General features: G+C 72.8%; 11 protein-coding genes. 1 reads left to right on the top strand and 10 read right to left on the bottom strand.

What is annotated here, in order from left to right; translation table 11 throughout:
• Positions 1-235: 235 nt before the first annotated feature.
• The 7 genes from ACLU3S_RS32135 to ACLU3S_RS32105 form a co-directional block, all read right to left on the bottom strand.
• Positions 236-1,222 carry an N-acetylglucosamine kinase gene (locus tag ACLU3S_RS32135; RefSeq protein WP_413955499.1) on the bottom strand — a complete coding sequence of 329 codons (987 nt, stop codon included), beginning with the start codon at positions 1,220-1,222 and terminating at the stop codon, positions 236-238.
• Positions 1,213-2,478 carry a 6-phospho-beta-glucosidase gene (locus ACLU3S_RS32130; RefSeq protein WP_413955498.1) on the bottom strand — a complete coding sequence of 422 codons (1,266 nt, stop codon included), beginning with the start codon at positions 2,476-2,478 and terminating at the stop codon, positions 1,213-1,215. Before ACLU3S_RS32130 ends, ACLU3S_RS32135 begins: the two co-directional genes overlap by 10 nt.
• Positions 2,479-2,568: 90 nt before the next feature.
• Positions 2,569-3,465, bottom strand: a complete 897-nt coding sequence (locus ACLU3S_RS32125; RefSeq protein ID WP_413955497.1) for a carbohydrate ABC transporter permease — start codon at positions 3,463-3,465, stop codon at positions 2,569-2,571.
• Between the two features lie 2 nt (positions 3,466-3,467).
• Entirely contained in the window at positions 3,468-4,409 is a 942-nt protein-coding gene (locus ACLU3S_RS32120) for a carbohydrate ABC transporter permease (RefSeq protein ID WP_413955496.1), read from the bottom strand.
• A gap of 2 nt (positions 4,410-4,411) precedes the next feature.
• Positions 4,412-5,755 carry an ABC transporter substrate-binding protein gene (locus ACLU3S_RS32115; protein ID WP_413955495.1) on the bottom strand — a complete coding sequence of 448 codons (1,344 nt, stop codon included), beginning with the start codon at positions 5,753-5,755 and terminating at the stop codon, positions 4,412-4,414.
• A gap of 44 nt (positions 5,756-5,799) precedes the next feature.
• Complete coding sequence (locus ACLU3S_RS32110) at positions 5,800-7,011, bottom strand: ROK family transcriptional regulator (RefSeq protein WP_413955494.1); 1,212 nt, start codon at positions 7,009-7,011, stop codon at positions 5,800-5,802.
• 227 nt (positions 7,012-7,238) lie between these two features.
• Entirely contained in the window at positions 7,239-8,360 is a 1,122-nt protein-coding gene (locus ACLU3S_RS32105) for a mechanosensitive ion channel family protein (protein WP_413955493.1), read from the bottom strand.
• 397 nt (positions 8,361-8,757) lie between these two features.
• Between ACLU3S_RS32105 and ACLU3S_RS32100 the strand changes: the two genes are divergently transcribed.
• Positions 8,758-9,294: an HNH endonuclease gene (locus ACLU3S_RS32100; RefSeq protein WP_067236479.1), complete on the top strand. Its 537-nt coding sequence runs from the start codon at positions 8,758-8,760 to the stop codon at positions 9,292-9,294.
• Between the two features lie 67 nt (positions 9,295-9,361).
• On the opposite strand, the gene ACLU3S_RS32095 is transcribed toward ACLU3S_RS32100, so the two are convergent.
• From ACLU3S_RS32095 to ACLU3S_RS32085, 3 genes are read right to left on the bottom strand one after another with little or no spacing between them, the layout of a single operon-like run.
• Entirely contained in the window at positions 9,362-9,964 is a 603-nt protein-coding gene (locus ACLU3S_RS32095; RefSeq protein ID WP_413955492.1) for a hypothetical protein, read from the bottom strand.
• Entirely contained in the window at positions 9,961-11,394 is a 1,434-nt protein-coding gene (locus ACLU3S_RS32090; protein WP_413955491.1) for a hypothetical protein, read from the bottom strand. The genes ACLU3S_RS32095 and ACLU3S_RS32090 overlap by 4 nt, the downstream gene beginning before the upstream one ends.
• A complete protein-coding gene (locus ACLU3S_RS32085) occupies positions 11,391-12,164 on the bottom strand; it encodes an ABC transporter ATP-binding protein (protein ID WP_413955490.1) in 774 nt (257 codons plus the stop codon). Before ACLU3S_RS32085 ends, ACLU3S_RS32090 begins: the two co-directional genes overlap by 4 nt.
• Positions 12,165-12,239: the final 75 nt, after the last annotated feature.

Below are 12,239 nucleotides of genomic sequence, written 5' to 3'. Positions count from 1 at the left end.
CGGTCGCCGGCTCGGTCGGGGCGGTCTGCGGAGCCCGCCCGCCCGCTTCCGTGCCTGCGGCCCCGGTCCGGCGGGTCCCGGAGGCGGCGCCCGGGGGCTTGGCGCGCTGTGAGGGCCCGGCTGGGGCTCGGGGCCCGCCCGGTCTCGGTGTTCGCGGTGGGCGGGTCGCCCGGGCCGGTGTCCGCCGCGGTGTGCGTGGCCGAGCGGGGCGGTGGTGGGAAGGGGCGGGGCCCGGTCAGGGTTTTTCCCAGTGCCCTCTGACCCGTTGCTGCGCCTCCGGGGCCGCGTTCAGGTGGTCCAGGCCCAGCAGGGCCGCGCCGAGGACCGGGCTGGCGGTGACGATGCGGGGGTCGGCCTTGGGGGCGCGGGCGGTCAGGAGGTCGCGCACGGTGTCGTCGAGTTGGGGGTGGCCGGCCGTCAGGACGCTGCCGCCCAGCAGGACCGGCGTCTCCTCGTCGAGGAGGTCCAGGCGGGCGAGGGCGACCGTGGCCATCACCGTCACCTCCTCCGCGAGCCGGGCGACGATCGAGCGGGCCACGGGGTCGCCGTCGGCCGCCGTCGCGAAGAGGACCGGCGTCAGCTCGTGCCGCCGCTCGTGCGCGAGGCGCTCCAGGTGCAGGGCCTCGATGAGCGCGTACATGGACGGCAGGCCGAAGTGCGCCGGAAGGGTGCGGGACAGGGCCGTCGGCCCGCCCCTGCCGTCCTCCGCGCGGGCCGCGTGCCACAGCGCCTCCTCGGCCAGGCCCCAGCCGCCGCCCCAGTCACCGGAGATCCGGCCGACCGCCGGGAAGCGGGCGGTGCGGCCGTCGGGGCGCATGCCCACGCAGTTGATGCCGGCGCCGCAGACGACCGCGACGCCCCGGGGTTCGGCCACGCCCGCCCGGAGGATCGCGAACGTGTCGTTGCGGACCGCCACCGACGACCCCCAGCCCCGCGCGTCGAGCGCCGCGGCCAACTGCTCCTCCTCCGCCGGCAGATCGGCGTTGGCCAGGCAGGCGGAGACGTGTGTGACGGACGCCAGGCCCGCCTCGGCCAGCGCCCGGTCCACCGGCTCGGCGAGCGCGTCCAGCGCCGCGGTCACGCCCACCGCGGGCGGGCGGAAGCCGCCGCCGCGGGCCGTGGCCAGGACCGCTCCGGCGGAGCTGACCACGGCCACGTCGGTCTTGCTGTTGCCCGCGTCGATGGCGAGCACGCTCGCGGTGTCGGTCGAGGTCAGGCCCACGCGAGGTGCTCCCGGTTGTGTGCGATCAGGCGGTCGGTGAGGGCGTCGGCGTACGCGTACTGGCCGATCAGCGGATGGGCGAGCAGGGCGCGGAACACCCGGTCCCGGCCGCCGCGCAGCGCCGCCTCCAGGGCCAGCTCCTCGTACGCCGTCACGTTCGCGATCAGGCCCGCGAAGAGCGGGTCCGGCTCCGGCACCGGCAGCGGCGTGGGACCCGCCGGTCCGACCGCCGCCTGCACCTCGATCACCGCGTCGTCCGGGAGGAAGGGCAGCGTGCCCCTGTTGAGCGTGTTCACCACCTGGTACGGGCTGCCCCTGCCGCTGAGCAGCGCCGCGGCCAGGTCCACGGCGGCCTCCGAGTAGTAGGCGCCGCCCCGCTTGGCGAGCAGCGCCGGCTTCTCGTCCAGCGCCGGGTCGCCGTACATCGTCAGCAACTCCCGTTCCATGGCGGCGACCTCGGCCGCCCGGGACGGCTTGGTGCCCAGCTCGCGGACGACCTCGTCGTGCGCGTAGTAGTAGCGCAGGTAGTAGGACGGGATGACGCCCAGGCGGTCGAGGAGGGCCCGCGGGACGCGGAGGTCGTCGGCGATGGCCTCGCCGTGCTCGGCGAGGAGCTTCGGCAGCACGTCCTCGCCCTCCGGGCCGCCGAGCCGTACGCCCGTCTCCCAGGTGAGGTGGTTGAGGCCCACGTGCGCGAGGTGGACGTCCGCCGGGGTCACCCCGAGCAGGCCCGCGAACTTCCGCTGGAAGCCGATCGCCACGTTGCACAGCCCGACCGCCCGGTGCCCGGCCTGCAGCAGCGCGCGCGTGACGATGCCGACCGGGTTGGTGAAGTCGATGATCCACGCGCGCGGGCTGGCGCGGCGGACCCGTTCGGCGATGTCCAGGACCACCGGGACGGTGCGCAGCGCCTTGGCCAGGCCGCCCGCCCCGGTGGTCTCCTGGCCGATGCAGCCGCACTCCAGCGGCCACGTCTCGTCCTGCTGCCGGGCCGCCTGGCCGCCCACGCGCAGTTGCAGCAGCACGGCGTCGGCGCCGTCGACGCCGGCGTCCAGGTCGGCGGTGGTGACGACGCGGCCGTCGTGCCCCTGCTTGGCGAAGATCCGCCGGGCCAGGCCGCCGACCGGCTCCAGGCGGTCCGCGGCCGGGTCCACCAGGACCAGCTCCTCGATGGGCAGGACGTCCCTCAGGCGCGCGAAGCCGTCGACGAGTTCGGGGGTGTAGGTCGAGCCTCCGCCGACCACGGTGAGTTTCACGGGAGGATCCCTCGCTTCCTGGTGCCGGGGGCGGTGATCAGAGGCCGGGGGTCCGGGGGCCGTCCGGCGGGAGCGCACATCATGAACGGTCTAACCCTTCACTCCGGTGAGCGTGACGCCCTCGACGAACGCCTTCTGGGCGAAGAAGAACACGAGGATCACGGGGGCCATGACCAGCACGGTCGCGGCCATGGTGAGGTTCCAGTCGGTGTGGTGGGCGCCCTTGAAGGACTCCAGGCCGTAGGAGAGGGTCCAGGCGCCCGGGTTCTCGGACGCGTAGATCTGCGGGCCGAAGTAGTCGTTCCAGGCGTAGAAGAACTGGAAGAGGGCCACGGCCGCGATCCCCGGCTTCGCCATGGGCAGCACGACCTTCAGCAGGGTGCGCAGGTCCCCGCAGCCGTCCACCCTCGCCGCGTCCAGGTACTCGTTCGGGATGGTCATCAGGAACTGGCGCAGCAGGAAGATGGAGAACGCGTCGCCGAACGCCATCGGGATGATCAGCGGCCACAGCGTGCCGGACAGGTCCAACTGCTTCGCCCAGAAGAGGTACATCGGGATGATGACCACCTGAGGGGGCAGCATCATCATCGAGATCACCAGCATGAGGGACAGGTTCCGGCCCGGGAAGCGGAACTTCGCGAGCGCGTACGCCACCGGGATGGACGACACCACGGTCAGCACCGTGCCGAGGCCGGCGTAGAGGAGCGTGTTCCGCCACCAGGTCAGGAAGCCGGGCGTGTCGAAGACCCTGCGGTAGTTGCCCCACTCCCAGGTGTGCGGGATCAGGTCCCGGCTCAGCGCCTGGGTGTCGCTCATCAGCGAGGTCAGGAGCACGAACACGAACGGCAGCGCGAAGAAGAGCGCGGCGGCGACGCCGAGGGAGTGCACCGCGATCCAGTGCAGCAGGGCGCGGCGCCGGGCCGTGCGCTCCGCCCCGGAGACGATCGGGGGCGCCGGCTTGACCGGCTGGTCCAGTACCTGGGTCATGGTCAGTCACCTGCCTGGATCAGGCCGCCCCGGCGCCGCATCAGCAGTGCGGTGAACGCCATCGACAGGGCGAAGAGCACGAGGGCGACGACGCAGGCCGAGCCGTAGTCGAAGCGCTGGAAGCCGAGGTTGTAGACGAGCTGGGGGAGGGTGAGCGTGGACTTGTCCGGGTAGCCGGGCTCGAACTGGGTGCCCGCGCCCTGGATCACCCCGGAGGCGACCTTCCCCGCGATCAGCGGCTGCGTGTAGTACTGCATGGTCTGGATCACGCCGGTGACGACGGCGAACATCACGATCGGGGAGATGTTCGGCAGCGTCACGTACCGGAACCGCTGCCACGCGGAGGCGCCGTCCAGCTCCGCCGCCTCGTACTGCTCCGTCGGCACGTCGAGCAGCGCCGCCATGAAGATGACCATCAGGTCGCCGACGCCCCACAGCGCCAGCAGGGTCAGGGCCGGCTTGGACCACGAGGGGTCGTTGAACCAGCCCGGGGCCGGGACGCCGATCTTCTCCAGGATCGAGTTGACCGGGCCGGTGCCGGGGTTGAGCAGGAAGGCGAAGGCCATGGTCGCCGCGACCGGCGGGGCGAGGTACGGCAGGTAGAACAGGGTGCGGAAGACGCCGGTGCCCGTCCTGATCCTGGTGATGAGCAGGCCGACGCCGAGCCCGAACACCACCCGCAGGGCCACCGTCACCACCACCAGCCACAGCGTGTTGCGCAGGGCGGGCCAGAACAGCGGGTAGTGCTCGAAGACGTACGTCCAGTTCTTCCCCCCGCTCCACGACGGCGGCCGGAAGCCGTCGTAGTGCATGAAGGAGAAGTAGACCGTGGAGATCAGCGGGTAGGCGAAGAAGACCGCGAACCCGATCAGCCACGGCGACATGAAGGCGACCGTGCGCAGCGCCGCCCGGCGGCGCTTCGACGACAGGGTGACCGCGCTCATGGTCACTTCGCCTGTGCGATGTCCGTGTCGATCTGCGCGGCGGTCTTCTTCAGACCGGCTTTCAGATCGGTGACCTTGCCGCTCTCGTAGTCGTAGCCGAACTGCTGGATCGTCACCAGGTACTGGCCGCCGTTGACGGAGGCCGGTGTGGTGGTGGAGTCCGGGTCGGCGGCGATGTCGAGGAAGGTCTTGAACCGCGGGTCGTAGTTCAGCTTCGGGGACTTCAGCGCGGCCAGCGTGGAGGGCACGTTGTGGATGTCGTTGGCGAAGCCGACCACGGCGTCGGTGTCCGTGGTGATGTACTTGACGAACTCCCAGGCCGCGTTCTGCTTGCGGCTGGTGGCGGCGATGCCCGCGATGGTGCCGGTGATGTAGCCCTTGCCGTACTGGGCGGCCTGGTCGTCCGGCACGGGCAGCGGGGCGACGCCGATGTCGAACTTCGGCTTGGCCGCGAGGGCCATGCCGAGCCGCCACTCGCCGTCGAGCTGCATGGCGACCTGGCCCGTGTGGAAGGGGTGCTTGGGGCCCCACTCGTCGCCGAGGGTGGCCCGGAACCTCTCCAGCTTCTGGAATCCGCCGAGTTCGTCCACGAGCCGCTTCTGCAGCGCGAACCCCTGCTCGAACGCGGGGTCCTCGGCGACGTTCGACTTGCCGCTCTTGTCGAAGTACGTCGGCGAGAACTGGGCGAAGTAGTGCTCGGTGGTGGACTCCCAGCCGTGGTAGTCCGGCATGAAGCCGAGCTGCCGGTAGGAGCCGCCGGCGGGGATCGTCAGCTTCTTGGCGTCGGCCTCGAACTCCGACCAGGTCTTCGGGGGGTTCGCGATGCCCGCCTTCCGGAACGCCGTCTTGTTGTAGTACAGCCCGTACGCGTCCCCGAGCAGCGGCACCGTGCAGCGGTTGCCGTCGAACTGGGTGTACTCGTTCATCGCCTTCGGGAACGTCTTCTCCGGGTCGACGTCCGCCTTCCGGAAGAAGGGGTTGAGGTTCACCAGCGCGCCCGAGGAGCAGAACTTGCCCACGTTGTTGGTGGTGAAGGAGGAGATCACGTCGGGCGCCTTGGCGCCGCCCGACCGCAGCGCCTGGTTGATCTTGTCGTCGGTCATGTTGCCGACGACGTTCACGTGGATGGTGGGGTGCGTCTTCTCGAAGCCGGCGACCAGGGCGTTGACCGCCTTGACCTCGTTCGGCGCGCTCCAGGCGTGCCAGAAGTTGATCGTGGTGTCCTTCGAGGGGTCGTCCGTGGCACCGGAGCCGGACTGGCCGGTGCAGGCCGTGGTGAGCAGGGCCAGCGACGCGGCCACGGCAAAAGCCGCTTTTCGGACAGCGAAAGGTATGGCTTCGGGCATGGCGGTGTCTCCCAGGGACGGGGGTCGGGACAGAGAGGGGGCGCTCAGCGCGAGGTGTCGAAGACCTCGTCGCGGGTGGTGGCGAGCGCGGACTCCAACGCGCCGCGCAGGACGGGGTGTTCACGGACGTCGCCGACGACGAGCCGGGGGCGGGCCGCCGCCAGCTCCTCCAGTTCGGCCTGGACGAGGGCGCGCAGCACCTCGCCGCCGGCCGTCAGGGCGGAACCGCTGAGGACGACGAGTTCGGGGTCGAGGACGGAGACGAGCGAGGCCAGACCGGTGGCCAGCCGGGTCGCGTAGGTCCGCAGCAGCTCCCGGTGCGGGCCGCTCGCGTGGTCGGCGGCCCGGGCCACGAGCGCGGCGGCCGCCTCGGCGTAGGGGCCGGACGGCACGTCTTCGACGCCGAGTTCGCGGGCCAGCTTCGGCAGCGCCTGGGAGCCGGCCAGCTCCTGGTAGCCGCCGCTGTTGGCCCGGGTCACCTGGCGCACCAGGGGCGTGCCCGGCACCGGCAGGAAGCCGACCTCGCCGGCGCCCCCGGTCCAGCCGCGGTGCAGCCGGCCGCCGAGGACGAGCGCGGCGCCGAGCCCTTCCTGGTTCCACAGGAGTACGAAGTCCTCGTGGCCCCGGGCGGCCCCGAGCCGCTGTTCGGCGAGGGCGACGAGGTTGACGTCGTTCTCGTACTCGACCGGCATCGGCAGCGCCGCCGCGAGGTCGTCGAGCAGCGCGGGGGAGTGCCAGCCGGGCAGGTGGGAGGCGTAGCGCAGCCGCCCGGTGTTCGGGTCGAAGGCGCCGGGGGTGCCGATGACCAGCCGGTGCACGTCGCCGCGGGCCAGGCCGGCCGCCTTCACGGCGCCGTCGAGGGCGTCGGTGACCTGCCGGACCACCGGTTGCGCGGGCCGGCGTCCCGGGGTGGGCAGCTCGAACTCGCCGACCGTGCGGCCGGTGACGTCGGCGACGGCGGCGCGGATGCGGTGGGGGGTGACGTCGAGCCCGGCGGCGTAGGCGGCACCGGGGTTGACCGCGTACAGCTGGGCGTTGGGCCCCGGGCGCCCCTCGCTGGTGCCGGTGACCCGGACGAGCCCGGCCGCCTCCAGGCGGGCCAGCAGCTGGGAGGCGGTGGGCTTGGACAGGCCGGTGAGCTTGCCGATCCGGGTGCGCGAGAGCGCCCCGTGCTCCAGGAGCAGGTCCAGGGCGGCGCGGTCGTTCATGGCGCGCAGGACGCGCGGGGTGCCCGGCGTGCCGGCGGTTCCAGCCATGGGGTCGACACCTGCCTTTCCAGCCGCTCAGCCTTTCAGTGACCTGGCCATGACGTCCAGTCTTGATCACTGCCCGCCGGAGATCACTGTTAGGAAACTTTCCTATTGGGGTGGGAGGAACGTAAGCCCAGGGCGAAGGGGGCGTCAATACACAACGGCCCCGAGGAAACGGAGTCGTTACCTCGGGGCGGGGTGCGGGGTTCAGTTCAGTGTGCTGAAGCCGTTCCCTACTTCCCGGGCGGCGTCGCTCGTTGCGAAGCGATCGGTGCCGTTGCCGCCGCCTGCGGCGAGTCCGTGTCGGCGAACGTCGACGGAGGCGCCACCGCGGCGGCGGGGTCGGGGGCGTCCTCGGCGTCCTCCACGGAGGTCGCGCCGCCCACGATGCGGATGCTCGCCCGGTCGAAGGCCCGCTTGATGCGCCAGCGGAGTTCGCGCTCCACCGTGCGCGCCTTGCCCGGCATCGTCTTCGCCGACACCCGCACCACCATGGAGTCGATGAGGACGGAGTCCAGGCCGAGGACCTCGACCGGGCCCCACAGCATCTCGTTCCAGGGCTCTTCCTTGGACAGGTGCTCGGCGACGTCGTCGAGCGTGGCCTTGACCCGGTCCAGGTCCTCGGACGCCTTCACGGTGACATCCACGCCGGCCGTCGCCCAGCCCTGGGAGAGGTTGCCGATCCGCTTGACCTCGCCGTTGCGGACGTACCAGATCTCGCCGTCCGAGCCGCGCAGCTTGGTCACCCGCAGCCCGACCTCGATCACCTCGCCCGAGGCCACGCCCGCGTCGATCACGTCACCGACGCCGTACTGGTCCTCCAGGATCATGAACACGCCGGACAGGAAGTCCGTGACCAGGTTCCGGGCGCCGAAACCGATCGCCACGCCCGCCACACCGGCCGACGCCAGCAGCGGCGCCAGATTGATCTTGAAGGTGCCCAGCACCATCAGCGCGGCCGTGCCGAGGATCAGGAAGCTCGCCACCGAGCGCAGCACCGAGCCGATCGCCGCCGACCGCTGCCGGCGCCGCTCGGCGTTGACCAGCAGACCGCCCAGCGAGCCGCCGTCCGAGGCCTGCGGGGAGCGGCCCATCCGGTCGATCAGCTTGGTGATCGCCCGCCGCACCACCGCTCTCAGCGCGACCGCGATCACCAGGATCAGCAGGATCTGCAGACCCATCGCGAGCCACGTCGACCAGTTGCGCTCGACCCAGCTCGCCGCGTGCGTCGCACTCTGCTGGGCGTCCTGGAGCGTGGGAACGGGCGGCGGTGTCGACCCGGAGGGGGACGGGGACGGCGATGCGCCGACGGCCAGAAGGACGGCGGGCAAGGACGACACGGCAGGTACCTCCATGGTGCTGCGCGAGTCCGCACCGGCGGGGCGGTCAAGGTCTTCGGGACGGGGTCCTCGAGGTCCCTCAGGGGGTTTCGGGGTCCTTCAAGGCCCTTCAAGGCCGCTCGAAATCCCTCAAGGTCCCTCGGGGTCACGGAAAGGTCACCGGACGGACAGGACCACCACACTAACGGGGCATTGTGTGTGCCCTGTGCGGATCCGCCGAGGAGAGCCGCAGGAGAGACACGGCTCACCCCGGCTTGAACAGGCCATGATCCGGGGGATGAATCAGGGTGTGGTCGAAAACACTCCCAGCCCGTTACCGGGACATGGTGGCGCGTCCACCAGGCATGAGGGGAGACTGGCTGCAGATCGTCCCGGCGCGAGCCACGCGCCGCCGACGCCCAAGGAGGCACCCGTGCCGCATGTCCTGGTCCTCAACGCGTCGTACGAGCCACTCGGCGTCGTACCGCTCCGCCGCGCGCTCGTCCTCGTCCTCGAGAACAAGGCTGTCTGCCTCGAGGAGTCCGGCGCCTTTCTGCACAGCGCAACCGTCACAGTCCCCGCACCCAGCGTGGTCCGGCTCAAGCGTTTCGTCCGGGTTCCCTATCGGGGACCCGTTCCTCTTACCCGGCGCGCGCTCTTCGCGCGGGACGGGGGCCGGTGCATGTACTGCGGTGGCGTCGCAACCAGCGTCGACCACGTCATCCCGCGCAGCCGCGGGGGCAAGCACGTCTGGGACAACGTGGTGGCCTCCTGCCGCCGCTGCAACCACGTCAAGGCCGACCGCCACCTCGTCGAGCTGGGCTGGCGGCTGCGCCACAAGCCCGCCCCGCCCACCGGGCTGGCCTGGCGCATCATCGGCACCGGCCATAGGGACCCGCGCTGGCTGCCCTACTTGCAGCCGTACGGCGCGGACGACGCCCTGGCCCGGATCGACGGCATCTCCGCCTGACGATCCGGGCCTTCGCACACCCGGGAAGCACCCCCGTGGCTCCCCGGGCGCATCCCCGCGGCCGGGGTCAGCCGCGGGGTCCCTCGGCGCGCCCACCGCGCGCCACGTACACGGCACTGCCCAGCGCGCACACGGTCAGCGCCGCCGCCCACGCACCGGCCTGCGCGACCGGCTGCATCGGCCACGCCCACACCGTGGCCGCGCGCCCGTGCGCATGCCCGCCGCCCAGATAGACGGCGGAGACGTAGGCGAAGGCGGGCAGCCAGCTCAGCCGGGCGCCCAGCACCGCGGCCGCCGCCGCGGTCATCCCCGTACAGCCCAGCACGTTGCGGACCACGGCGGGGGCCCCGAAGGTCTGGGCGTGCCCGAGCACCGCCGGTGCGAGCAGGGCGGCCGCGAGCGCGGTGAGCGCGGCCAGGTGCGCCAGCCGCCGTGGCCACCAGGGGCGTACGGCCGTGCGGTCCAGCGTGTCCGACGCCGAGTGCAGGCTGGTGCCGATCACGGCCGCTGCCAGCAGCGGGGCCAGGGCGACGATCGGCACCCTGCGCTCCGGGTCGAGGTAGGCGTCCAGGCGGCCGGCGGCCCACACCGCGAAGGCGGCGGTCCCGGCCAGCGCGGCGAGCGCGAAGGGCAGGGCGCGGGAGCGGGCGTAGAGGACGAGGCCGTTCACAGCGACGGCACCCCCCGGACGTCGCAGCCGCCCGCCGTCGCGAAGTACGCCGACAGCCACGCCCGGCGCTCCCGCGCGCCCATCGACGCCAGGTGCGCCCGGGCGGCCACCCGCCGGCGCAGCGCGGCGCGCCTCGCCGCGGAGCCGTGCGCGTCCAGGTCGTCGAAGTACGACTCGCCGGGACTGGGGGCCAGGTAGTGCTCGACCAGCTCGTCCAGCTCCAGCACGCGCGGGTCCTCGCACTGCTCCGGCCGCCGCTCCAGCGCGGCGGCGGCCTCCCACGCGTACTGCTGTGGATCCGTCAGCCGCCCCCGTACGACCGACCAGCCGACCGGCGTCAGCATCGGCAGCCGCACCTCGTCGCGGTGGTGGGGGTCCGGGCGGTCCGCCCAGCGCGCCGGTACGTTGCGCACCCCCTCCAGCTTGCCGGTGATCCCCGACAGTGCCGTCTTGACCTGCGGCAGCAGCTTCGCGTACCGGGCGTTCACACAGACCGCCGGTGTGGTGGACGTGTCGCACACCTGCCGGCGGGCGAGCGGGTCGGTGTGCCACAGGCCGTCCCCGGTCTGCACCAGCAGGGTGCCCGCGGCCACGGCGGCCGCCAGCGGCAGCACGGCCGCCACCCGGTGCCGGGCCGCGTACGCCAGCACGGCGGCCAGCGCCAGCCCGCCCGTCCAGCACGCCATCGCCCACGTCTGCCACCACACCGGCAGCACGTCGCCGTCGGCCAGGAGGGTCGGGTTCAGGTAGCGGCCCGCTCCCGACCTCCCGGCCGTCAGGATGCCGAGCCCCACGTAGCCCGCCGTGGCCAGCAGCGGGGCGGCCAGCCGCGAGGGCGCCGCCCGGCCGACCACATGACCGGCGAGCGCCGCCGCCGCCACGGCCACCGTGTCCCCGGGCAGCTGCCCGGGATGCGGCCGGTCGCCCGTGGCGTACGGCCACGTGGACAGCAGGGCCAGGCCCGCCGCGGCCAGATATCCGGCGGCCGTCCAGAGCGCGAGGGGCAGGGCCGGGGCCAGGAAGCGGGCGAGGGGCGCCCGTACGACCGTCCCCCACAGCTCCTCCGTGCGCCGCCGCCGCTCCCGCCCGCCCTGCCAGCAGCCCGCGGCGGCCGCCAGCGGCATGGTGATCAGCAGGGCGGTGTGCACGGTGGCCGCGGTCGCGATCCAGTCGCCCTGCCAGCGGTCGGCGGTGCCGGCCAGCACGACACCGAGCATGAGGACGACGGCGGCGCCGGACCAGGGGGCGAAACCGCGCAGGACCTCGGCGCGCAGCGGGTGCGGTGTGCGGGAGGGGGTGGCGCGGGCGGTGTCTGTGGTGCCTCTGGTGTCCATGGTGATGCCCCTGGCGCCTGTGGTGCCCGTGGTGGTGTTTGTGGTTCCCGTGGTGTCCGTGGTCGTGGTGGTGCGCGGGGTACGCGGGGTGGTCATCGCGCTCCCTCCCGGGCCGCGCCCGCGCGATGGGCCCGCAGCACGCCGGTGTAGCCGCGCTCGATCGGATGGTCGCCGGGGCCGTCGGAGCCCTCGCCGAGCAGGGTGAGCGCCTGTGGCGTGCCCCGGTAGGCGATCCGGCCGCCGTCCAGCAGGGTCACTTCCGTGCAGGCGGCAGCCACGTCCTCCACCAGATGCGTGGAGACCACGACGGTCGCCGTGCGGCCCAACTCGCGCAGCAGGTCGCGGAACTCCACCCGCTGCTCGGGGTCGAGCCCGGCGGTCGGCTCGTCCAGGAGCAGCAGGTCCGGTTCGTTGACGACGGCCTGCGCGATGCCGACGCGCCGGACCATGCCGCTGGACAGCGTCCTGACCTTGACGTCGATGCGGTCCGCGAGGCCCACCCGGGCCACGGCCCGCTCCACGGCGGCCGGCACCTGCTCGGCAGGCACCTCCTTCAGCCAGGCCACGTACGCCACGAACTCCCGCACGGTGAACCCCGGGTAGTAGCCGAACTCCTGCGGCAGATAGCCCAGCCGGCGCCGCACCGCCGACCGGGCGCGGTGGTCCGCGGTGTCCCGGCCGAGCAGTTCCACCCGCCCGCCGTCCGGCCGGGCGACCGTGGCCAGCACCCGGATCAGCGAGGTCTTCCCGGCCCCGTTCGGACCGAGCAGCCCGTGCACACCGGTGCCGAGATCCAGATCGACGGAGTCGAGGGCGAGCGTTCTGCGATGCCGGACCCGCAGGCCGGTCACGCGGATGGAAGTCAAGGTTTTTCTCCAGTGCCTGGGGTTGGCGGAAGGGGCGGGGCGGCGGTCGGTGGCCGTCCTGTGACGGTTCCGGTG

The sequence above is a fragment of the Streptomyces sp. AF1A genome (assembly GCF_047340315.1).
Lineage (GTDB): Bacteria > Actinomycetota > Actinomycetes > Streptomycetales > Streptomycetaceae > Streptomyces.
This window is presented reverse-complemented; position numbering and strand designations above follow the sequence as displayed.